The 23,829-nt window shown below is 47.6% G+C and carries 22 protein-coding genes; 8 read left to right on the forward strand and 14 right to left on the reverse strand.

Features of this window, described 5'->3' with window-relative positions; genetic code table 11:
- Position 1: 1 nt before the first annotated feature.
- Genes DBK98_RS20825 through DBK98_RS20845 form a run of 5 tightly spaced genes read right to left on the reverse strand, consistent with a single transcriptional unit; the run spans position 2 to position 4,230 of the window.
- Complete coding sequence (locus DBK98_RS20825) at positions 2–631, reverse strand: DUF4141 domain-containing protein (RefSeq protein ID WP_005656895.1); 630 nt, start codon at positions 629–631, stop codon at positions 2–4.
- A complete protein-coding gene (locus DBK98_RS20830) occupies positions 628–984 on the reverse strand; it encodes a DUF3876 domain-containing protein (RefSeq protein WP_005636939.1) in 357 nt (118 codons plus the stop codon). The genes DBK98_RS20825 and DBK98_RS20830 overlap by 4 nt, the downstream gene beginning before the upstream one ends.
- Positions 981–3,515, reverse strand: a complete 2,535-nt coding sequence (locus tag DBK98_RS20835) for a TraG family conjugative transposon ATPase (protein WP_005828729.1) — start codon at positions 3,513–3,515, stop codon at positions 981–983. Before DBK98_RS20835 ends, DBK98_RS20830 begins: the two co-directional genes overlap by 4 nt.
- A complete protein-coding gene (locus DBK98_RS20840; RefSeq protein ID WP_005656899.1) occupies positions 3,512–3,838 on the reverse strand; it encodes a DUF4133 domain-containing protein in 327 nt (108 codons plus the stop codon). Before DBK98_RS20840 ends, DBK98_RS20835 begins: the two co-directional genes overlap by 4 nt.
- Positions 3,839–3,843: 5 nt before the next feature.
- The gene (locus DBK98_RS20845) at positions 3,844–4,230 is read right to left on the reverse strand and encodes a DUF4134 domain-containing protein (protein ID WP_074668503.1); all 387 of its coding nucleotides are present in this window, start codon (positions 4,228–4,230) and stop codon (positions 3,844–3,846) included.
- A gap of 556 nt (positions 4,231–4,786) precedes the next feature.
- On the opposite strand from DBK98_RS20845, the gene DBK98_RS23440 reads away from it, so the two are divergent.
- The 3 genes from DBK98_RS23440 to DBK98_RS20855 are packed head-to-tail and all read left to right on the forward strand — an operon-like array spanning position 4,787 to position 6,967.
- A complete protein-coding gene (locus DBK98_RS23440) occupies positions 4,787–4,975 on the forward strand; it encodes a hypothetical protein (RefSeq protein WP_229055238.1) in 189 nt (62 codons plus the stop codon).
- A gap of 46 nt (positions 4,976–5,021) precedes the next feature.
- On the forward strand, positions 5,022–5,795 hold the full coding sequence (locus tag DBK98_RS20850; protein WP_229055237.1) for a hypothetical protein: 774 nt from the start codon (positions 5,022–5,024) through the stop codon (positions 5,793–5,795).
- Between the two features lie 32 nt (positions 5,796–5,827).
- The gene (locus DBK98_RS20855; RefSeq protein WP_005828737.1) at positions 5,828–6,967 is read left to right on the forward strand and encodes an AbiH family protein; all 1,140 of its coding nucleotides are present in this window, start codon (positions 5,828–5,830) and stop codon (positions 6,965–6,967) included.
- A gap of 466 nt (positions 6,968–7,433) precedes the next feature.
- Here the strand turns inward: DBK98_RS20855 and DBK98_RS20860 are convergent, their stop codons facing one another.
- The 3 genes from DBK98_RS20860 to DBK98_RS20870 are packed head-to-tail and all read right to left on the reverse strand — an operon-like array spanning position 7,434 to position 9,342.
- Complete coding sequence (locus tag DBK98_RS20860; RefSeq protein ID WP_005828739.1) at positions 7,434–8,102, reverse strand: DUF4122 family protein; 669 nt, start codon at positions 8,100–8,102, stop codon at positions 7,434–7,436.
- A complete protein-coding gene (locus DBK98_RS20865; protein WP_005828741.1) occupies positions 8,090–8,539 on the reverse strand; it encodes a DUF3408 domain-containing protein in 450 nt (149 codons plus the stop codon). The genes DBK98_RS20860 and DBK98_RS20865 overlap by 13 nt, the downstream gene beginning before the upstream one ends.
- Positions 8,540–8,547: 8 nt before the next feature.
- Complete coding sequence (locus tag DBK98_RS20870) at positions 8,548–9,342, reverse strand: ParA family protein (protein ID WP_005828742.1); 795 nt, start codon at positions 9,340–9,342, stop codon at positions 8,548–8,550.
- 166 nt (positions 9,343–9,508) lie between these two features.
- On the opposite strand from DBK98_RS20870, the gene DBK98_RS20875 reads away from it, so the two are divergent.
- From DBK98_RS20875 to DBK98_RS20895, 5 genes are all read left to right on the forward strand, one after another.
- Entirely contained in the window at positions 9,509–9,718 is a 210-nt protein-coding gene (locus DBK98_RS20875) for a hypothetical protein (protein WP_005828745.1), read from the forward strand.
- Between the two features lie 348 nt (positions 9,719–10,066).
- Positions 10,067–10,489, forward strand: a complete 423-nt coding sequence (gene mobA, locus DBK98_RS20880) for a conjugal transfer protein MobA (RefSeq protein ID WP_005840900.1) — start codon at positions 10,067–10,069, stop codon at positions 10,487–10,489.
- Complete coding sequence (gene mobB / locus DBK98_RS20885) at positions 10,474–11,721, forward strand: conjugal transfer protein MobB (protein ID WP_005636905.1); 1,248 nt, start codon at positions 10,474–10,476, stop codon at positions 11,719–11,721. The genes mobA and mobB overlap by 16 nt, the downstream gene beginning before the upstream one ends.
- Positions 11,722–11,757: 36 nt before the next feature.
- Entirely contained in the window at positions 11,758–13,794 is a 2,037-nt protein-coding gene (mobC, locus tag DBK98_RS20890) for a conjugal transfer protein MobC (protein WP_005636903.1), read from the forward strand.
- 221 nt (positions 13,795–14,015) lie between these two features.
- Positions 14,016–14,510: a hypothetical protein gene (locus tag DBK98_RS20895; RefSeq protein WP_033572542.1), complete on the forward strand. Its 495-nt coding sequence runs from the start codon at positions 14,016–14,018 to the stop codon at positions 14,508–14,510.
- A gap of 5 nt (positions 14,511–14,515) precedes the next feature.
- Here the strand turns inward: DBK98_RS20895 and DBK98_RS20900 are convergent, their stop codons facing one another.
- The 6 genes from DBK98_RS20900 to DBK98_RS20925 form a co-directional block, all read right to left on the reverse strand.
- Complete coding sequence (locus DBK98_RS20900; RefSeq protein WP_005636898.1) at positions 14,516–15,820, reverse strand: sigma-54 dependent transcriptional regulator; 1,305 nt, start codon at positions 15,818–15,820, stop codon at positions 14,516–14,518.
- On the reverse strand, positions 15,765–18,140 hold the full coding sequence (locus DBK98_RS20905) for a hybrid sensor histidine kinase/response regulator (protein ID WP_229066991.1): 2,376 nt from the start codon (positions 18,138–18,140) through the stop codon (positions 15,765–15,767). The genes DBK98_RS20900 and DBK98_RS20905 overlap by 56 nt, the downstream gene beginning before the upstream one ends.
- Before the next feature lie 329 nt (positions 18,141–18,469).
- Complete coding sequence (locus DBK98_RS20910) at positions 18,470–20,731, reverse strand: Helicase associated domain protein (RefSeq protein ID WP_005636894.1); 2,262 nt, start codon at positions 20,729–20,731, stop codon at positions 18,470–18,472.
- 24 nt (positions 20,732–20,755) lie between these two features.
- Positions 20,756–21,064, reverse strand: a complete 309-nt coding sequence (locus DBK98_RS20915; RefSeq protein ID WP_033572544.1) for an Arm DNA-binding domain-containing protein — start codon at positions 21,062–21,064, stop codon at positions 20,756–20,758.
- 894 nt (positions 21,065–21,958) lie between these two features.
- Positions 21,959–23,119, reverse strand: a complete 1,161-nt coding sequence (gene wecB / locus DBK98_RS20920; RefSeq protein WP_033572554.1) for a non-hydrolyzing UDP-N-acetylglucosamine 2-epimerase — start codon at positions 23,117–23,119, stop codon at positions 21,959–21,961.
- 11 nt (positions 23,120–23,130) lie between these two features.
- The gene (locus DBK98_RS20925) at positions 23,131–23,829 is read right to left on the reverse strand and encodes a WecB/TagA/CpsF family glycosyltransferase (protein WP_033572545.1); all 699 of its coding nucleotides are present in this window, start codon (positions 23,827–23,829) and stop codon (positions 23,131–23,133) included.

The raw sequence follows: 23,829 nt of genomic DNA on the forward strand, positions 1-23,829 counted from the left end.
GCTACCAGTATTTGGAGGTTTCATTCCCGTAAAGCCGCATCACCCGGTCCAGGTCGTTCTTCTTTCTGGCACGGAGATAGCTCACGGCGATGTTCTTGTTCGTGTAATAGCTCACCAGGTTGCGGTAGCGGCGCATCTCATAGTAGCAGCGGTCCACCACGTCCATGCGGTCCTTGTCGGTCATGGAGAGCGTGCTCACGTTGATGACCTGCCTGAGATCCTGCAGCACGCCGTTGCTCTCCTCCAGCAGGCGGGTGTAGCCGAAGGCGATGGCGTCCAGCTCGCGGGGCGAGAAGTTCCCGTCGTTCATCATCTTGCCGAAGTTCGTTACATAGATGTCGGACACGTCGCCCACCATCAGGATGATGTCGCGCACCTTGCGGGCGTCCTGTATCAGGTCGTTCACCGCCTTTAACTGGTCGTAATACTTCTTGGCCTGCTCGTAAATCTTCACCGTCTCCGCAAAGCTGTCGGCCGTATTGACCGCCGTTTTCGAGGTATGGGCGATGTTGTCCGACATGTTGATGATGCTTTGGGCAAGGTTGCCGGGATCGGTCACCACCCACTGGGCATTGGCGCCGGTGCCGCACAGGGCGAGTACCGTTCCGATCAGGAGTGACTTCGCTTTCATGGGCGTTCCTCCTTCCGCACATAGTCACCGTTCGGGGAGAAGGTCAGCACGTCGGCGGCCTCGTTGTAGGAGATGTCGATGCGGTGCCCCGTGTTGATGAACAGGTTCCCGTTCTCCTCAACCAGCAGGTAGGTCTGAGGCCTGAGACGGCGCATCTTTCCGCTACGGGCGAACACCGTCACCTTGTAGGCTTCCCCTTCCTTATATACCAGCACGTCCGGCTTGCCTTCCACGCTGCTCCACGAGCCGCAGAGCTTGTCACGGTCGGTGCCGCTCTCCGAGCAGCCTTGCAATACCATGGCGGCCATACCGATCAGGCACACCGCCAGTCTCATAAGGGATTTGTTTCTCATTGTTCTCTTTTTGGGGTTGATACTTGTCTTTGTTCCTCTCGTTTTCTCTCTGCCATCCGGCGGATGGCAAGTTCCAGGTTGCCGTCCAGCTCCTCGGCAAGCCGTTGCACTTCCAGTTTCTCGGACTCTTCCGTCGTGAACGTGAAATACTCTTCCGCGCTCACTTCCGTAGCATAGACCGCCGAACGGGTGCCGCCAAGCCCTATCCAGACTTCACGGTAAAAACGTCCGGGATGGTTCGCCTGGTTGATGGAGAGTATCTGGCTTTTCTCTTTCTCCGTTAGGCCGAGCAGCCGCTGGATATGCTCGAACTTGTTCATGTATTTCCGCTGGTCCAGAAGGATCTTGCAGTCGGAGTTGTTGATGATGGCCTCCTTCACAATCGGGGAGCTGATGATGTCGTCCACCTCCTGGGTCACCACAACGGCCTCACCGAAATATTTACGGACGGTCTTGAACAAATATTGGATATAGCCGCTCATGTTGGCGGACATAAGGGCTTTCCAACACTCCTCTATCAATATTACCTTGCGGATTCCTTTCAGACGGCGCATCTTGGCGATGAAGGTCTCCATGATGATCAGCGTCACCACAGGCAGCAGCACCTTGTTGCCGCTGATGTTGTCCAGCTCGAACACGATGAACCGCCTGTTTGTCAGGTCCAGTTCCCTGTCGGAGTTCAGCAGGAAGTCGTAGTCGCCACCCTTGTAGAAAGGCTCCAGCACGTTCAGGAAACCGTCGATGTCGAAATCCTTCTCGCGTACCTTCTTTTCCGCTATCATCCGGCGGTAGTCACCGTCCACGAACTCGTAGAAGCCGTTGAAGTCCGGCCTTGCCTCCCGATTCCCGGTAATTTTACGGATATAGGCGTTCACCGCTCCCGAGAGCGCCACCTCTTCCGAACGTTTCGGCGCCTCGTCCTCCCGTTTCCACAAGGTCAGTATCAGAGTCTTGATGCTCTCGCGCTTTTCCACATCGAACTGTCCGGAATCGGTGTAGAACGGGTTGAAGGATATCGGATTGTCCTCCTCATACGTGATGTAGATGCCGTCCCCGCCGCGTGTGCGGTCGTGGATCATCCGGCACAACCCCTGATAGCTGTTGCCCGTGTCCACCAGCAGGATATGCGCTCCCTGCTCGTAATAGTTGCGCACCAGATGGTTGGTGAAAAAGGACTTGCCGCTGCCGCTTGGTCCCAGGATAAATTTGTTGCGGTTGGTGATGATGCCCCGTTTCATCGGAAGGTCGGAAATGTCCACGTGCACCGGAATGCCGTTCTGCCGGTCCGCCATGCGGATGCCGAACGGACTGGGAGAACTTCTGTAATTGGTCTCCCCGGCAAAGAGGCAGACCGCCTGCTCCAGGAACGTGTAGAATGACTCTTCGGCAGGAAAGTCGCCCGCATTGCCCGGAATGCCCGCCCAGTAAAGCACCGGGGTGTCGACGGTGTTGTAACGGGGGGTGCATTCCATCATGGCAAGCTGGCTGCCCGTGTCGTTCCTGATACGGCGGAACTCCTCCGCATCCTCCGCCCAGGCGATGACATTGCAGTGGCATCTGACGGGAAGCACTCCCTTGGTATGCGCCTCGTCCAGATACATCTCCGTCCATTCCTGGTTCACGGCATTGCTCCGGCTGTACCGTGACAGAGAGAGCATGTTGCGCGAGTTCTTCTCCATCATCTGCAGGATTTCCTGCGCGTTGTCGATGAACACGTACTGCGAGTAGATGTGGTTGCAGGAGAGCAGCAGCCCCACGGGTGCGGCGAAGGAAAGGCGGCAGTCGCTCCTGTCGGTGGACATACGCTCGTAGCGCATGTCGGTGGAGAGCTTGCCCGGCAGGTCTTCCGTATCCGAAAGTGTGTGCAGGCAGAGCCGCTTGTCCCCGATACGCATCCGTCCGGGCTTGAGGCAGATGTCCTGCAGCACGGCGGTCCCGTCCTCCATCGAGAGGGAGAGGTATTTCTCCACCAGCCCGGGATGTTCCTTCGTGCCGGTAATCTCCTCCGTTTCCAGGCGGCGCAGCCGGATATGGGCGGAGTCGTTCACGATATGCTCGAACTGCTCCACCGCTTCCAGAAAGCGGGCCGCCATGTCCTTGTCGGTAATCTCCCTGGGCAGCAGGAATCCCCGGCAGAGGGTGCTGAAGTCACTTTGCCGGCGGTTGCGCTCACGGGTGGTCTTTGTCAGATACAGGTAACAGCGGTGGTTCAGGTACGGCCTCTCGTTGAAGTGCCGCTCATAGCTGCGCGAGAGGAAGCTCTGTTCCTCCCCGCCGTTTTGGGGACGGTAGCTCTCCTTCGTGAACCAGTCCTGCTTGCAGACGATGCTGTGCTCGGGCAGTACCCTGGCGGCCTTTATCCAGGTGGAGTGCATGGCCTCATACTCTTCCGCCGTCACCGTGTACAGCTCGGGAAGCTCCACCTCGAAGGCCACGGTCAGGTCGGCGTCCTTGCTCACGATGCAGCCGTTCTCCACCGAGAGCAGGGGGAACTTGCGTTCCAGCGTTTCCGCTTTCAATACATTTCTCATGATTGTCGTTTTTTTCTTTTTGCAAATAATCTGAAAACTCTCTTGCGGTGGATCAGGTAGCGCGGATGGCGTTTCTCCGCCAGCAGCTTCATAAGACCGTGTTCGCCGTAGCGGGCGTTCAGCCGGAACACCGCCCATGCCAGCAGACCGCCGGATACGGTCCCGAAAGGGATGCATATCCATTGGTCCACGCCTGCCAGGTAAAGGATGACTACCGCCAGGAGCACCGTCACCAGACCGCCCGCGAAGACGAACAGGTATTGTGACTTGAGCCCCTTGAACTCGACGGGATTGCCCGCCCCCTTGTTTACAGAATACTCCATACCGCTTAGAGGAAGAAGGAACGCAGGATGGTGGCGGCTACAATCAGAAAGATGCAGGCAAAGAACCAGCTGGCGGCGGTTTTCGAGGTGTCGGGATCACCGCTGGAGAACTTGCCGTAGGTCTTGATGCCGCCCACCAGGCCGAGCACCGCACCGATGGCATAGCACAGTTTGGTGGCGGGATCGAAATACGAGGTCATGAGGCTGGTCGCCTCGTTGATACCGGCAAGGCCCTGGCCTTGGCCCTGCGCGAAAGCACCGGCGGCAATCGCCGCGCACATCACTGAAAAAAGGATTCTTCTCTTCATTGTCGAATCGTTTGGGTAAGACATAAATTTGAATTCGACGGCGAAGATAAAAAGGGATAATACGCTGTTATTCAGAGGTGTCATCAGATGTCGCCAGATGTCATCAGATGTCATCCAACAAGTGCTTTTGCGCGTCTCTACAGAGATTTTCAACACTGTTTTACGTCATTGCGGAGACGCTTACCTCAAGCATAATACATGATTAATTGATGATTTTGGCACAAACATGGATTGTTCAAACGGTTACATGTTTTTCTGTACCATTTATATAATTGCCATACAAAAGCCAGCAAATTCCATAAAGTTGATTTCTTGTCAAAAACGACTATTATTGATATTGGATTAAAATAGCTATATTTGCATATCAAACGCAGTTTTATGGCCAATGTAAACAGGTTAAAAATAGTATATCATGTAGTAGTGTATAAAGAGAGTAACAATATCACACCTTGATAAGGCATTTTTAAGTAATATATCTGTTTATATTCAAGAACAGCCAAACAGAGAACAATAACTTTCATACTTATAAGTATGAACAATGAAATTATTGTGCCTGAAACAAAACGAACAAAATATGAGGCCGTAAAATAAAGCATGATGCAACAATTGCTTACGGGCAAAATATTTAATCAGTTAGTGTATGAAGAAAAAACTTAAAGATTTGTATTGCCAACGCCCTCATGTCGTGATAGTTGGAGCTGGTGCTTCAAGAGCGGTCATGGGAAAATCTTGCCCGACGATGAATGAAGCCATTGAACAGGTTGGGTTAGATAGGATCCTTGAAGGATTTATGTTAGAAACGAAAAGCAAGAATCTTGAAGATATATAGTGAGCTGTTTAGACGTGGTGATGAGTGTAAAAACGCACGGATAGCAATGGAAAAAAAACTTTATGAATATTTTTCAAATGTGCAGCTTCCATCCTTCTTGACCATCTACGACCTTTTGATTCTTTCGCTCACAGAAAAAGACTGCATTGTATCCTTCAACTGGGATAGTCTGCTTATCCAAGCATATAACAGAGTGGCAAAGATTACCTGGAACAGACCAAAGATTCTGTTCTTGCATGGAAATGTGGGGGCTGGTGTGTGCAAAGACTGTATGACCTTTGGTCTTATACAAAACTATTGCAGAAAGTGTGGCAAACCATACAACGCTGTTCCTTTGCTGTATCCTGTAGAACAAAAGGATTACAACAGCGACAGCTTTATCCGTGACCAATGGAGTGTTGCAAAGTACTACATATCGAAAGCAGGCAAGGTAACAATCTTTGGGTATAGCGCACCTTCTTCTGATAAGGAGGCAAGTGAAATACTTAAAGCTGCGTTCTCTAAACATGATGGTGTTCATAGATTGGATGCAGTGGAAATAATTGAACGTCCCGGATTCAACGCGAATGAAATATCAGAAACTTGGCAGTATTTCTTTTCATTGACCAATTACCATTCTGACATTGTGGACTCCTTTTATAATAGCTACTTGGCGCAGGCACCTCGCCGTACCTTGCAATACCAATACCAACAATTCATTAGAGGATGGTGGGGACAACCAAAGATACACTTCTCAAAACAAGATACTTTTGAGTCGGTGGAAACGCTTTTAAAGCCACTTCTTGTAAATGAAGAGCAAGGAGATTATTCTATAATTTAAGTCAATAACACTAACATCATCATTACAACCGAATGAATAGACTTGTTATCATAGGAAACGGATTTGACATGGCACATGGCTTTAAAACAAGTTATATGGATTTTATCAACTGGTATTGGGACCAACGAGTGTATACTTTTTCCGGTAATACTACAAATGTATCAGAAGATTGCCTTTGCCGTTTGGTTATCAAAGATAATGTAGGCATTAATTGCTGGAATGTTTTTGTCTTCAACAACTCATGTTTTTTTAAGGATATCTATCGTAAAGAAAGATACTCAGGAAGCGAAGTTATTCAGTATATCAAGGACCAACCAAACATTTTTTCTATTGAATGTTGCCCTTTTTTTAAAACTATTCTGCAATCAATAGAAACCAAAGGATGGGTGGATATTGAAAACGACTATTACCAACTGTTGAAAGTTGGCATGGATAGCCCTGGTTGTAATTATACAATCAGTGAGTTGAATGAACAATTTGCATTCCTTCAAGAAAAATTAATTGAATACCTCCATACAATAGAAACAGACAATGTAAGGAATGACCTTCAAAATGCAATAATTGACTTCTTTGATCCTGCTGATTTCTCAACAGAAGGAAAAAAGAAAGCTCTGGATAACATTGGGCTGGATATATCCAGCCTTGCAGATGTTGAATACAATTATGGAGAACGCGATAAACTTATCCCTAAACGTATCATGTTGCTGAGTTTCAACTATACAAAAACAGCTAAGATGTATGGTAACTTTAATATTACCCACAATTATATTCATGGCGAATTAGAAAAACCTGAAAATATAATTTTTGGCTATGGGGATGAACTTGACAAAAGTTACCAGTCTATTCTTGATATGAATGACAATGAGTTACTTAGATATGTCAAATCCGTTAAATATTTAGAAACAAGACATTATCATGATTTGCTCGAATTTCTTTTAGCTGCACCTTTTCAAGTTTTGATAATGGGGCATTCTTGCGGAAATTCAGACCGAACATTACTAAATACCGTCTTTGAACATGAAAACTGTGTTTCCATAAAGCCGTTTTATCATAAATGGGAAGATGGCAGAGATAATTACTTGGAACTTGTTCAAAATATTTCCCGAAACTTTACTAATATGAAGTTATTCAGAGATAGAGTTGTGAACAAGGAGCAATGCAAAACCATGTAATGGAACACTAAATTTAAATGTGATTTTTTCTATGATATCTTGTTATGCACATAAAGTACGACAAAAATATTGTGCAAAAGGAAGCAGGGAAACGGATTTTCATCCATTAGAAAAAGTAAGGAGCTGGCTTGGTAAGCAGCTCCTTACTTTTTTATAGTCGTTTATAGGTCTCTTATAAAGAAATTTCATTTAATAAATTGAGTTATAGTTTTTCCTGTCAGCAAATCAGGATAATTTCATTCTTTTACTTTTGAATCGTAAGCAACAGTGAGGAAGTATCCGATTTTCTGAGTTGTCCCCGTGATTTCTATGTTTTGAGTGTTTGTTCCTTTCTATGACCCTTAACAAAAGACAAACTTCAACCTTTTTCATAGATTATAGAAAAATACAAAGTTGGGTACATAATGAATATCCTATATATAATATTCAACAATATGGAATTTTGTGGCATAATAGCATATTACTTTCAGACCAGCTTCCTCCAGTCTGCGACAGGTTTGGAAACGTTCCTCTCTTTTTTTAAAGGCAGAGCATTCCCTTCCTCATCCACATACCTTTCCATCAGCTCCTCTATCAGTTTCTTGTTCTCCACCTGGGAGGAGAACAGCTCGAACATGTCCGTTTCCCGGATGGCACGCAGTGTCATGGCGGCCCGGTATGATTTGTCCTCATCCGAACCGGCACCGTCCAGATTAAGCAGCACGTCACCTACATTGAGCAGGTCGGCAGGAGTGACTGCCGGAACAATGGCTTCCGCCTCGGGAGAACGGCTGTCCAGCTCCTCCTGTTCGTCTTTCAGCATTCTCATCTCCTCCAAAGGCAGTTTGCATTCCACTTCATCTTCCGGAATATCCTCATCCTTGCCGATAAGGTCGCTTCCCATTTCCAGTTGCTGGCTCATGTAAGGGGCAACGGTCTTTCCGGCATTCTCATCCAGATAGACAAAACGGGTGGCCCCCATCACATCTGCCGCATTTTCCGGATTCCGGTGGTGGCCCTTCTCCATTTCCGGTTTCTTACGGGGAGTATAAAGCAGATCGCATATCTTACCTATTCTCTTTTTCTGCTCCCATACCTTATATAATAGATAAGCGGTACAGCCGAGCCGTATTGACAAATAAACTATTTCTTCCATTCTATCGGTTTTTGTGTGGCTTCCTGATTATATATCTCATTGATGATGTCCTGGTACCTTTCCAGATGGTCTGACAGGACGCTGCTTAGAAACATCGGGACGGACATGTCCGGCGCAATGACCGGCAGCACCCTGGCAACCGCCCTATACAGGGAATCGTGGATATAGGTCTGCCTTCTGGTACCCGTCAGCTTTGCTTCCAGAAAACGCAGCCGGTATTCATCGGCACCTGATGCCTCATCCGGAAATTTTCTTGTTTGCTGTTTTGGGGAATCGGCAGAGGTTTTCTTCTCCTGTCTCTCCCGGGAAAGGGAGGGCTTTATTTCCGGAGTCTCAGCCGGAGCTGCTGTTTCCTCCAATGCCGTGACATCCCCCGCCATCATACGCTTCAGGGCATCCTCGTCCACCCGGTAATCCGTTCTTCTCTTGGTAGCCATGATGATTCCTATTTAAGTTTCAGTATGGTTTCCATCTCCGCAACCAGCAGATCCAGATTGCTGCCTTTCAGTGCGGCGGCTGATGGAGGGAACAAGGTGCTGCGGAACAGGGACCCCTTCATCCCGGAATCTTTGTTGTAGCGTTCCGCACTGGGAATGACGGTCTCCAGCACCGGCAGTTTCAGAGAGCGGAAAATTTCGGTATAGCCGTTATACAGCCCTTTGGACACCCGTTTGTCCATCCGGTTCCAGAACATATGGATGCCACGCAAGGGTACGTCCGCATGCCGGTGCATGTATTCCCTGATGGCAAGGACAAAAGACATGCTGCTCCGCATTACCATCCTTTCCTGTGTAATCGGAGTGAATACATAGTCCATATTGATTACGGACTGGAAGACACCGGGCACATTCACGGTACCGGGGAGGTCAAAAAGGACAAGGTCATAGTCCAGCTCCGACTTTTCGAGAAAGCGGCCGGCCGTCTCCCTGGCTTCCTCCGGGGTGGAGTTCAGGATGCTGTAGGCTTTCCTGCCGCTTGTTCCGAACTGTTCCACCAGCAGGTTTTGCAGATGCACGTTCTTTTCAATGTTCCCCACTTCCCAGTCCCGCATGGCACTGATGCTGTGCTGTGGATAATCACAATCCACCACAAGTACGTTATATCCGTTCAGGTAATGGAAATAACTGGCGAGCAACACGGTGAACGTGGATTTTCCCACACCGCCTTTCTGATTGCTCAAAGCGACAAATAAAGGTTCTCTCTTCATAGGCTTGAATTTAGAGTGTATGACTTGTTTCATATCTGTCTGGATTTTTTCGTTTCATCACACGGCAATGCATCCGTTGGTATATGGCAATGACGCATTGCTTGCCTGTTTGCATGAATACATTGCATACCATATCGCATCAGTGTAATGCCGGTTGCCGGAGGGTGTTGCCGTATAAGGTGCATTGCATTCATGCAATATGGAGTTCAATGTACCCCATACTGCATTGCACGGATGCAATGTGTCCCGTCATGCAGGACTGCCATGCGGCATATATGGCATTGCGCATACATGGATGATACCGCATTCGCGTCATGCACCACCTGTGGCAGGCAAGCAATACACCTTACAGGACAATGTTCCAATGTATGCCCTCATGCACTGTGCCAAAAGTAGCGGCTATTTTTGAAACTTCCGCCAACATTTCCCCTACCTGACATCAGATGTCGTCAGATGTCATCAAATGTCATATCAAGCACTGTTTACCAATCGGTTATCACTGTCTAATTTTGCAAAACCGGAATCAGACAATGGAAAGGAACTGACTTCGCCGGACCACAGCACGCCGTGAACGTCGCGCAGCAATCCGACGAAGGAGGATTCTCTGTTCAAGCGAACAGAGCAAGTTGTGTCCTTGTCCGACAAAAAGTCTTTTGTCCGACAAGAACCAACTTGCCCGCCCAGAGGGGCGGGGGAATCCGCTCCAAAGTCGCGGATTCTGGAAGAGAAAAAAGTACAAACCAAAAATCTCATGTGTATGGAGAAAACAACAGGGACAAGGACGGGCAGAAAGCCTAAAAATGATCCGGCGGACCACAAGTACAGTTTCCGCCTGAACGCCGAGGAGAACACAAGATTTGAAAAGTTGCTGGCGGATTCAGGAGCCGGCAACCTCACGCTGTTCATCAAGAAATCCATCTTCTCGGGACAGATAAAGGTCGTGAAAATAGACAAGGCGACGATGGACTATTACATCAGGCTGACAGAATTCCACAAACAGTTCCAGGCTGTCGGCAACAACTACAACCAGGTCGTCCGTGCCTTGAAGAACAATTTCGGGGAGAAACGGGCGATGGCATTGCTCTATAAGTTGGAAAGATTGAGTCTTGAGCTGATGCTCATCTGCAAAAAGGTCATGGCGCTAACCCAGGAATACGAGCGGAAATGGTTGCAAAAATAAGCCATGGCATGAGTCTTTACGGAGCGCTTGCTTATAACTACGAGAAGGTAGCGGCTGGTACGGCTGAGATTCTTTCCGGTAACCGTATGATTTCCGACCGGCTCGGATTGCCAAGCGAGGACATGCGCTTGGCATTGCTCTCTTTTGAGAATTACCTGCTGGCAAACCGCAATACGGAGAAGCCCGTCCTGCACATTTCCCTTTCCCCAGCACCGGAAGACCGGCTGACCGACGGGCGGCTGGCAGAACTGGCGGAACGTTATATGCAGAAGATGGGGTATGGGAATCAGCCTTACATCACCTACAAACATGCCGATACACACAATACCCATATCCATATTGTCAGTGTCTGTGTGGATGAACAGGGGAAAAAGATCAGCGATGCCTACGAGCATCGGCGTTCCATGACCGCCTGTCGGGAGCTGGAAGTGGATTTCGGTCTGCGAAACGGAGCGGATGCGGAAAAGCGGAATCCAAAAGCGGAACTAAGAAAGGTGGACGCTTCCTTGGGAGATGTCCGCCATCAGGTAGGTAATACCCTTAAAGCCGTATTGGAAAGCTACCGTTTCCAAACCTTCGGGGAATACAATGCGCTGCTTTCCACGCTCAACATCGAGGCGAAACAGGTCAGGGGAGAATACAACGGTACCCCATATACCAGTATTGTATATTCGGTCACGGATGATACCGGCAAGGTTGTCAGCCCACCGTTCAAAAGTTCCCGATTTGGGAAACGCTTCGGAAATGAACAGTTGGAAAAGCGGATGCTGATAAATCTGAAAGCTCTCAAAGATGGGAAATGGGCCCCCTCCATACAGGCGGACATCGTTCGTGCCTTGCGGCAGGCGGATTCACAGAAACGGTTTGTGGAACTGCTCGGGCAAAGGCGTATTGATGTGGTTTTCCGCAAGAATGAGCGGGGACGTATCTATGGTGTCACCTTTATTGATCACAACCATCGGGAGGTGTTCAACGGCTCACGCATGGGCAAGGTGTTTTCTGCCAATGTGTTCAACGACTATTTCAAATGGTTGGAAAACATACCCGAAAAGGAACGGGGCGGACATTCCGCTACAGAACTTTGGCAGCATCACCGTCACGAATCCTCTAGCACGCTCGAACTGGCGGCAGGCATTTTTTCCTTGGAAACCAATCCGCGGGATTACGAGGAGGAAGCCTTTGCACGCCGCATGAAGAAAAAAAAGAAGACCGGACGCAAGCGTGGCATTTAGACAAAACAAGTATCAACCCATTTATATACAATTCTTATGCAGCAGGAAGATGATTTGAGGGCTCTCGCTAAGATAATGGAATTCGGCAGGGCCGTGAGTATTTTTCTTTTGGTGGTACACGTCTATGTGTACTGCTATCCGAGTATCACCGCATGGCACCTGAACCTTGAGGTGATAGACCGGATTCTGGTAAACTTCAACAACACGACCGGAATTTTCAACTGTATTCTCTGGAGCAAACTGTTGGCAGTGCTTCTGTTGGCCGTTTCCTGCCTGGGTACGCATGGGGTCAAAGGTGAAAAAATAACCTGGCCTAAAATTTATGCGGTGTTGGTGGCAGGATGCGCATTGTTTTTTCTGAACTGGTGGCTTCTTAAACTGCCATTGCCACACATGGCAAATACCGCATTCTATATTTTTACTCTTACGGCAGGCTATCTCGCCCTGTTGATGTCGGGATTATGGATGAGCCGCCTTTACAGGCACAACCTCATGGAAGATGTGTTCAATATGGAAAATGAGAGTTTCATGCAGGAAACCCGACTGATGGAGAATGAATATTCGGTAAACCTCCCGACGAGATTCTATTATAAAAAACGCTGGAATAACGGATTTGTCAATATTGTCAATATTTTCCGTGCCTGCATGGTTATCGGGACACCGGGCAGCGGCAAATCCTATGCGATAGTCAACAGTTACATACGCCAGCTTATAGCCAAAGGCTTTGCGATTTACATCTATGATTACAAGTTTGATGACCTGTCCACCATCGCCTATAATTCTTTGTTGAAGAATATGGACAAGTACGAGGTAAAGCCCCGGTTCTATGTCATCAATTTCGACGATCCGCGCAGGTCTCACCGGTGCAATCCCATTAATCCGGAATTCATGACGGACATTTCCGATGCGTACGAGGCAAGCTATACGATAATGCTCAACCTCAATCGCACCTGGATCGAAAAGCAGGGGGACTTCTTCGTGGAGTCTCCTATCATTCTGCTTGCGGCAATAATCTGGTATTTAAAGATTTACAAAAACGGTATTTACTGTACGTTTCCCCATGCGGTAGAACTGCTCAACAAACCCTACTCAGACCTGTTCACCATTCTGACCTCTTATCCGGAGCTGGAAAACTATCTTTCTCCCTTCATGGACGCATGGAAGGGAAATGCCCAGGACCAGCTCCAAGGCCAGATAGCCTCGGCTAAAATACCCCTTACGCGCATGATCTCCCCACAACTCTACTGGGTGATGACCGGTAATGATTTTTCATTGGATATCAACAATCCGAAAGAGCCCAAACTGCTCTGCGTGGGCAACAATCCGGACAGGCAGAACATTTATTCGGCAGCGCTCGGATTATATAATTCCCGTATCGTCAAGCTTATCAACAAGAAAAAACAGCTTAAATGCGCCGTTATCATTGACGAGCTTCCCACCATCTATTTCCGTGGGCTTGACAACCTGATCGCGACGGCGAGAAGCAACAAGGTGGGTGTGCTTCTGGGTTTTCAGGATTTCAGTCAATTGACACGTGACTACGGAGAAAAAGAATCCAAGGTCATCCAGAACACGGTGGGGAATATTTTCAGCGGACAGGTGGTCGGTGAAACCGCAAAAACGCTTTCAGAGCGCTTCGGCAAGGTGCTTCAGCAACGTCAGTCCGTATCCATCAACCGTCAGGACGTATCCACCTCCATCAACACACAGCTAGACTCGCTCATTCCCGCATCAAAGATCGCCAACCTCTCACAAGGCACGTTTGTCGGGGCTGTGGCGGATAATTTTGATGAGAGGATAGAGCAAAAAATATTTCATGCCGAAATTGTCGTGGACCATACCAAGATCAGCGCAGAAGAAAAGGCTTATCAGAAAATCCCGGTCATCAACGACTTCAAGGACAGGAACGGTAACGACATCATGATGCAACAGATACAACGCAATTACGACCAGATCAAGGCGGATGCGCAGGCTATTATCAATGAGGAGATGCGGCGTATCAAAAATGACCCTGAACTCCGTAAACGACTAGGTCTGGAAGATGAAAAAGGAAAGGACCCCGACAAATCATGACAAGTGGAGGGGTAATTGAAGAAATTATACCCCGACTGATCGGATTATTGAAAAAGATGCCGTATATTTGAAACTTGAAATAGAGAAATAAGGCCGGTCTCGACAATTGGGACCGCCATTATTATACATAAGTCGCAAGACGTCTCGAACAGGAATCTGACAAATTCAAAAACACAGAGGCTATTGCGTGAGGCTTATGCTATACCTTATAGCATGAGCCCATGCGGGTTTCTGTGTTGGGCTTTGTCAGAGCCTCTGTTCGAAATAAGCATGGGTTTCATGCTTTTTTAACAAGAGGTATGGCAAAAATTCAAGTTATCATGGCACTCACTTTGGACGGGTTCCTTCCGCATGAAGACGAGATGCTTATGCGATGGGTGAGGGAAAACAAACGGTATGGTTTCCCACGCTGGCAGCGACAGGCCACATTCCACATCTACCCCCATTACGGTTTGATGGACTTGCTGAATGTAAAGGAAAAGCATGACAAGGATTGTATTTATCTGGCAGGAGTGGGAGATGGAGGAAGTGCGGAATATGCCGATGGACTTTTTCGGTATAATCTGGTGGATGAGACAGTACTTTTTCTGCTGCCTCTTTCTTATGGTGGTGGAATCCCCTTGACGGGAGAATTCCGGTCTGCCCGCTGGAAACTTCTTGGCAGCAAAACTTTCTCCAACGGAATCTGTCGGCTTATGTATAAACGAAACGGATAAAGATGCTATCTCAACCCATACCTTTCCATTTTTTTGTATAGAGTCGGACGGCTCATCCCCAACATTCTCGCCACACGACTGATCTTACCTCCACATTCTTCCAGAATCTTCCTTATTAGTTCTTTCTCTTCTGCTTCTTCCATCAAGCCTTTTTTACATTTTTCGCCTGTCCTACAGATGGTCGCATTAAGATTCAGATCTTTATGGGTTAACAATGGAGATACCGCCAACAGGACAGCACGTCTTATCCGGTTGTCAAGTTCACGCACATTGCCCGGCCATGAGTGGGAAAGCATGGAGATTTTGGCTTGTTCGGTAAAACCGGAGGTCTCCACACGTATCTCTTCTGAATGTTGCTCACGAAAGAAGTCAGCCAGTGGCAATATATCTTCCGGGCATTCGGAGAGAGAGGGCTGGCGTATCTCAAACTCGGCGAGACGGTAGTACAGATCCTCCCGGAAACGTCCCTCCCGTATGGCACGCTCCATATCCTCGTTGGTGGCCGACAATATCCGTACATCGGCTTCAAGTTCTTTGCGGCTGCCCACTGGACAATACACTCTTTCCTGTAATACCCTGAGCAGCAGTGTCTGCATTTCGGGAGGCATGTTTCCGATCTCGTCAAGGAAGAGCGTACCGCCCTTGGCCGTCTCAAAATAGCCGGCAGTATCCTTTTTCGCATCGGTAAATGCCCCCTGCACGTGGCCGAAGAACTCAGATGCGGCAAGTTCCCCCCGGATACAACCACAGTTCACCGCCACAAAAGGCTTGTCCTTACGCCCGCTATGCTGTTGGATCAGCTGTGCGACAGATTCTTTTCCGCTACCGTTCGGTCCAAGGATCATGACGGAACAATTCAAAGGAGCCACACGACAAGCTATCCGCTCGGTCTCCCGGACCGCCCCGCTAAGCCTTTTCATTAATGATTTCTTCGGGGGAACGGAAACTGGCAGACCGATCAATCCCCGTAACAGTTCCATCAGTAACTCCTCGTGGACAGGCTTGGGCAAGTAGTCCTTTGCGCCCAATTTGACGGCACGCACCGCATCTGCAATGGAGGCATGTTCGGTCATCACCACAAAAGGGATATGTAACCCTTGGGAGATGCTCCATTCCAGTAAACTGATGCCATCCCCTTCGGGAAGGCGGACATCCGTCAGTACCAGCGCCACGTTATTCCCCTTGATTTTCCGGCGTGCCGAAGGCTCATCTATGGCCGTCAATACCCTGTAACCGGCTTTCTGTAGCCATCTCTCAAGAATATCGCAAAGAATCAGGTTGTCCTCCACGATCAATAAAGTCTTTTTCATCCCCGTCATTTTTCTTTCTTAATTCATTATTTACTTCGTCTATCAGTAACCGTATCTGTTTCATAATTCTCATCGTGTACTCTCTGACCGTCTCGTCGCTCGAGGTCTTGTCATGCAGGAGCTTCCGATAACCGAACAGTACATCGTTGGCCCCTAACAACTCCCAGACCGGAGCCATCCGATGTACGATCCTCCGCATGGCTTCCCGATCGTTTTCTCTTAAAGCCTCCTCCAGTTCGGCAAGATCCTTTTCTGACTCTTTTGCGACAAGACCGAACATATGACGACGGTCGTCCGTACTTTCCATCAGGCGGGAATAGTCGAACGGAGACATGCCTGCACTTCTGCCCTCCGTAACGGAGGAGATAAAGGCCAGCAGTCCTTTTGAAGAGAAAGGCTTATGTATGCAACCGCAAAAACCGGACTTCATATACACGCCCGAGTCCCCGTCCCCCCGTGCCGTCATGACAGCGACCGGAACGGTACGGGAATTTCCGATATCCGAGTTACGCAGTAATCTCAACAAGCCGAAACCATCGGTCACGGGCATCTGTATATCTGTCAATACCAAATCATAATCCAAGCGGTCGAGTGCTAGAATGGCTTCTTTTGCATTTTGGCAGGTCGTGCATTCCACCCCGTTGCGCCCGAGCATGTCTTCCGTTATTTTCAGAAGGATGCTGTCATCATCCACTACCAGTACATGTTTGGGAAGTATCGTCGCAGATTGTACCGGAAGCTCCTCTGTTTCCGGTTCTCCTGTCGTTTCCGAAAGGGGAAACGACAGGCGGAATGTTGTACCTTTACCTGGTCGGCTCTCTACTTCAATGCTTCCGTCCAGTACCTTTACAAGAGCTTTCGTGATAAAAAGCCCAAGACCGAAACCTTCCGAGTTTATCTCCTGCGCCGCACGCTCGAACGGACGGAAGACACGTTCCAATGTCTCCTCGTCCATACCGATACCGGTATCACCGACCTCCACATATAATCTTCCCGCCATGTACTCGGTATGGAAACGGATCGTACCCGACAGGGTGAACTTGATGGCGTTTGTCAGCAGATTGTCCAATATTTGTTCCAGTTTGTCTGCGTCTCCTCTCACTGTAATATCACCGACATTCTTATGCCGGTGCTCGAACAGCAAGGCCCGGCCACCCGCTTTGCGGGCATATTCCTTCGATATGTTGTCAAGCAAGTTGTTTAGACGGAAAGGAACCTCGTTACGGGTATCCTTGGTCTCATTGATCTTATAAACATCCATCAGGTTGTTCACCAGATTCAGTATATGGCGGCAGGAATGGCGGATGTTCTCCAGATAGCCTTCCCGTTTTTTCTTTTCACGGGTTTCCGAGGCCAGTTCCACGCAGTTGTTGATATTACCCAATGGTCCCCGTATATCGTGCGAGATGGTCAGGATGATCTGTTTACGCATACCGAGCAGTTCCTCGTTCTCACGGTTTATCCTTTGGAGCTGTGCCCGCCCTTCCCTTTCTTTCCTGATGTCATGCCGTATGATCAGGAACGAGATGAATAGCAAGGAGGAAGCAGAGACGATTACCAAGACAAACAGTTTGAAAGAAAAATCTCCGGCTTCCGTGATTTTTTCCTCACGACTGATGAACGCCGCCTGCGCTTGCCCGTCAAGATGGGTGATGAGTATTTGCAACTTCCGGTTCAAGGCCTTATTCTGTATGCGCAGACTGTCGGTATACATGTCTATCCGGCGTTCACGTTCCTCTTGCATGGCGATCAGCTTCTCATTCAAATCTTGCAGTCCTTTCGATGGCTCGAAGACCTGTACGCTCCTTTTCCCTCCGAACCAACCGGCAATCCCTTTTTTCTTTTGGGTGACTGTCCGGGTACGAACCGCTTCCCTGATAACAATAGGCAGACGATTTGCGAGCAGGCTGTCCGCTTCCCCCTGTCTGGTAATGGTCTCCATAATGCGGAGCAGATGTATCTCCTTAGCTTCCAATAAATGACATAGGGAGTCTATCTGCTTTGGCAGGACGAACGTGCCACAACTCACTTTCAATATTTGTAACAAGCTGTCCGTTTGCAAGCGTTTTCTGCGATACTCACGAAAATCGGTATCCTCCCAGACAATGACGGACTCTCCATAGGTGGCAAGCTCCGTGATATAGCGATGCGCCGTACTGATGTCATGGCGTATCCTGCGTATCTCCGATGTTTCCGTTTTTATCTCACGCATGCGGCTCCGTTCGTATAACAAGATGGAAACCATGCCGCAAACAGCCATGATCAATATCATATACCCTAAAAGAACCTTATGCTGTAATGAAGCTTTCCTTGCTACCATAAATATTTTCATTTTACGTAAACACTCACTTTAAACCACCAAGGATTTGTAACGGATTCGTTAAGCCAGTGTAATAGTTATCTATAATTCATTTATAAAATATAGAAGAAGCCCCTGTCTTCTCCGATAACCGGCTTCAGACAAGGGCTTCCATATTGGGATGAATCAATAACGATTTACTTTATGAGATTGGTCTTATTCCGGTTTTATCAGTTGGTTCCACCCGTATGCTGGCAGTTCCAAATCCGGGTAATGACAGACACTGTTCCAATGTTGATTATAATTGAATAGACAACTTTCATAACGGATAGAATCGAATATATTCCATATCAGGCAAGAGGGAAACCGATTCTTTCCAATTGTGCTTTTCGCTCGTCTGACATGTTCCCCTTGCGGTAATCCCGTCTTTGAATGGTACACCAGCGTCCCAATGCTCCTTCACGGCATCCCGGCCATCGTCCTTGCAGGTTATGGAACAGGCACAATTGTTCGAAGTTGCCTTGCCAGACCTGTTCCGCCGACCAGACAAATCCTATTTTATCCAACAGGAGCCGACGGTCATTGGGTAACTTTCCCTGTTTACGCATTTTCCGTTGTGTATGGCACCATCCGCCCAAATTCCCTTCCGTCGATTTAGGGAAACGCCGATATTTTCTGACAAAAGACTTCAGCTCCTCGTAGTTCTTCATCCATTCCCCTTGGAGGTTCTGATTCCAGACAAAGCCGATCTCATTCAAAGCCCGGATGCGCTCTTTGCTCAAACGTCCATCCTTCCGTCTTTCCCGCTGGGTATAACACCAGGTCGCAAGCGGGCCGTCTTCACGTTTGGGCCAGCGTCCGCAGGTATCAAAGAAGACTTTCAATGCATGGTATTCCCTCATCCATTTGGAGTCGAGCTGATTCCACTCAAAACCGATTGCATCAAGCTGGTCGCACCGTTCCTTGGCAAGACAGCCTCGTTTGTAGGCGATGCGTTGCGTGTTGCACCAAAGGCCCAGTTTCCCTTCCGTCACTGAAGGCCAGTCGTTCTCTTCCCGGTGGAACTCGACCAGCCGCTCGTACATAATCTGCCATGGTTCCAGCTCGGCCAGGATCTCTTCGATGCGGAGCCGGATATCCGACAAATAGCCGGTAGCGAGGAACGAGGTTGTTCTTTCAAATCCGTGGGGCGATGGAAGATAAGAGAGTCGCTCCCAGTGGCACGCCATCACGTCGTAGACCGATTTACCCGACAGGTTATTCACGAAATCCAAGACGACCGGCTGTTTCCCGCTTCCGGCATCCAGACAGCGCCCCAGCTGTTGCAGGGTGACAATGTAAGATTCGGTGCGCCGCAGGAACAAGACGGCATCCACTCCCTCGACATGCAATCCTTCGATCAGCATATTGACGGAAAAGAGTACGTGTAACCGGTCCGACTCTTCTCGGAAAGCGGCCAACAGCCGCTGATTCTCCTGCTCGCTTTGCGCATGATGGATTTCAAATGGCGTAATCGATCGGCCTGCCTGTGTGAGCCAGTCGCACACTTCCGGCACCATCTGTCTGAGATCGGCCAGGTCGCGACAGAAAACCAGCAGTTTGCGTACGCTTTCGGGTAGGAACTTCCGGATCACCGACGACGCACCCAAAGCACCTTTGAAATCGACCCGCGCCAGGTCCAGTTTCTTTTGGATGCGCTCTCTCCGGCGGACTGAACAACCGCTGCGTTCCAGCTTTCTTTGCAGCCGATCCAGTTCGTTGTCCAGCCCGTAAGCACTTTGTACCAGGATCGGCACTGGTAAGATATTGTAATACCAAGCTTGCGGCAAGGTAAGTTCATAAAACAAATTTCCTTCGAAATAAAGATCCACCGTATCGATCATTCCTTCCGGACGGATTGGCGTTGCCGATGTTCCCAGGACATAGGCACAGGGATTGTTTTCTATCACTTCCTGCAAGGCACTTCCCCAAATTTCCGCCCCGAAATGATGGAATTCATCAATAAGAATATGATCTGCCCGTAACAACCCATTGTCCTCCCGGTTACGAATCAGTGACTGGAATGTCCGGTACGTCACTTGCGGAATGGAGAATCCGACGGCTTTCCGGATCTCATCCAGAATCGTGATGTTCGGAGCAAAGACCAATATATTTTCCTTTGCATGATCTGCGATATAGCGTGCCAGCAAATAGGATTTCCCTGTTCCGGTAGCCTGCACGACCGTACCGATACGGTGTTGTTTGAATCCCCGCATGATCGCCCTGTAAGCCGCTTCGTTATGCGGATAAAGCTCCACATGTCTTCCGGACAAGAGGCTTTCAATATAGCTTTCATCCGAAACGGTCAGCCCGTGCAGTTCAAAGTCCAATGCCTCCGGCAGGAATCCACCGTGCGCCACGATCCTGAAATAGAGATTTCGATATCCTTTGTTCAGTGAAGAAAGCTTTTCATAAAACCTTTCAACATCCGAACGGGTCAAAGGCTGCTCGTTCCAAATCTCCTTCACGATAGCATGTGCCATTCCCGGTTTGAAGCCTATCCGTAATCCATCTTCGGATTCTGTTACCTGAAAACCTAGACGGTGATAGCAATCTGTCAAAGACGGTACCATCCTATTTACTTACAAGTCAAAAGTTCATTTGATTATTGTCCTTTGCTGTTTAAAGAGGGCTATCATATCGCCCATTGTCAGTCGACCGGTAACATCTTCCGTTATAATCCGGTTCAAAAGCCGAAGATCCGCTTCCATCTGAGCACGAAAGAGACAGGCTTTGGGATGCTCTCCCCGGATTGTCTTTGTGGTTTCATCCCAAGAAGAAGTTGGTAGGTGAAGGTGGGAAGAAAATTCCATACGTCGGTTATGTCCTTTGTAGATACGGTAATAAACCGTACCGTACCCTATGGCTTTCTTACAAGTCTCAAAACGGACAACGACTGTAGGCATCCTTATTATTTTCTTGATTAGTATTTTACAGTAGGTTGATGTAAAAGCATATACCTTCCGAAGAATATTTCCCGTTTTGCAAAGAGGACTGATAAGTCATACAGTCTGCCACTCCATTCCATTTAATTGTAATCACGTTTTCATTTTCGGTAGGTGACATAGAAACCTATGATATGTTTTTTTTCGTATATTTAGTGACAGCAACATAATAGTTCCCCAATATGGTTCTTCTACTATCCGGCCAATCATCTCTTTTCACCTTGTCACTCGTCGTAATGTGATCATTACTTCCAATAGCAATACATGATCATCATTCGTTTTCTTTGATAGGCCTGATTCTTTTAGATAAATATCAATTCTTGTGATCAAAATCCATATTATCTATATTGCTGTCTTTTAATTTTTTCTGTATAGTACAAATAATTCCAGCTCAATCTATGAAAAAGGAATGATGCTCAAAAAATGATTGCCTGTATGATACATCCACTTTCCTAACGAATTCAAGCTGACATCGGGCAGGAACTCTTTTCTGAAAAAGTGACCACCTATGCGAGTTTTTCCTCCATCATCTATGTCCGTGCTCGGCACATAAATCAATCCACTCATTCTTGTATTTACTGCGTAAAAACAGGAAAAGTCACAAACAACAAAAGTCCTCCGAGGAATATCCACCGAAAAATTTCCTTTTTTCGTTTATCATTCTTCATTTTATACCCGATGTTAGGTTTTGCAACAATTCGTATATCTTACCATGAAACAAGTCCCGATAATGAAGTTCAACTCCAGAAAAAACTTTCACTTTAAGTTTATTAGCTCTTGGTAATGCAAACCATAAGTAATAACAAGTATTTCAATTTGTAAAAATATTTTTCAGCATCAGCTTCATAGCTCAGCTTATATCCTATATAACAATGCATTTACAATACGTCCGCAGGCTAATCCGTCACCGTACGGATTTACAGCCTTACTCATTTTTTCATAAGCTGCTTTATCATCAATCAAAGATGATACTTCGTTTACAATCTTATTATAGTCCGTACCTACCAGTTTCACCGTTCCGGCATCTAATGCTTCTGGTCGCTCCGTGGTATCACGCATCACCAATACCGGTTTACCCAGTCCCGGAGCTTCCTCCTGAATGCCACCGCTATCTGTCAATACGATGCTGCTCTTCTCCATTAGATACACAAAACTCAAATACTCCAATGGTTCAATGAAGAACATATTTTTTAAGCCGGACAGATTCTCCCCGAACACCTCATGAATCGGCTTGCGCACATTAGGATTCAAGTGCATAGGATAAACAAAATCCAAATCTGGATATTTAACCGTCAAATCTTTAATAGCTGTACACATATTGATAAATCCGTCACCAAAGTTCTCACGGCGATGCCCCGTAATCAATACCAGCTTCTTGCCATTGTTCAAGCGGTTTACATCATAACCCGCTTTGCTCAATATATCTTCTAGTTCATTATCTAGCTCCTTGTTGTTCTTGATTTTATCTACTACCCAATAAAGCGCATCAATCACTGTGTTGCCAGTTACAATGATATTGCGGTCATCAACGCTCTCTTTAATCAGATTATTACGACTTAACGGAGTGGGAGAAAAATGATAGGTCGCCAGACGTCCCGTCAACAACCGATTCATCTCCTCCGGCCATGGGCTATAAATATTATGTGTACGCAAACCAGCTTCCACATGTCCCACCGGTATCTGTTGATAAAAAGCAGCCAAAGCTGCAACTGTAGAAGTGGTAGTATCCCCATGTACCAATACCACATCGGGCTTTACCTCTTTCAGTACATCACGCATACCGGTCAGCACACGAGCGGTCACATCATACAGATCCTGTCCCTGCTTCATGATATTCAAATCATAATCCGGTTTGATGTCGAATATCTTCAACACCTGATCCAGCATTTCCCGATGCTGTCCGGTTACGCACACCACAGTCTCTACCCGTTTTGGCTGTTTCTGGAATTCTTTCACCAGCGGAGCCATCTTGATTGCCTCCGGACGGGTGCCGAAGACCAACATCACTTTCTTCATATATCCTTTGTTTATAATTTTTTCTTCATCAGCCACCAAGCATACTTCACCAAGTGGATCTGACGTTTAATTCTTTTGGGTTCTTTTATCAAGCGATAAGCAAATTCCAGATTATGCTCCACCCACCATTTCGGTGCGCGCTGCACATGACCTGTATAGACATCGAAACTACCACCCAAGCCTTGGAAGATAGCGCGATGCCGTTGCTGCATCTCCTCCATCAGCAATTCCTGCTTTGGCGACCCCATAGCCACGAATACCACATCCGGTTTCTTCTCCACAATATCGTCTATCAATCGTCGTTTCTCTTCATCCGTCTTGATATAGCCGTTACGATAGCCCACTATTCGGATATCCTTATATTCAGAACACAGTTTCTCTACGGTCTCATTTACGATTTGCGGCTTTCCACCAACCAGATAGAATGTCTTTTCCTTGTAAAAGCGAGTAATAATCTTTAGCCATAGTTCACATCCGGGAATCTTACAGGCATCTTTATAACCTTTCTGCTTTAAAGCCATTTGTGCACCGGCTCCATCACAATACCCAATATTTCGATTGATAACGGCACGTGTCTGTTCCGTGGCATGCAATATCTTTTCTGCATTGATCGCTACCAATATGCCCTTATGCGTGTCCACATAATGCAATAGTTGCTGTTCGGAGTCGAAAGGGAATATTTCGACCCCGTTTAATGAAACTTTATCCAT

It is taken from the genome of Bacteroides sp. PHL 2737 (assembly GCF_004115325.2).
Classification (GTDB): Bacteria; Bacteroidota; Bacteroidia; order Bacteroidales; family Bacteroidaceae; genus Bacteroides; species Bacteroides hominis.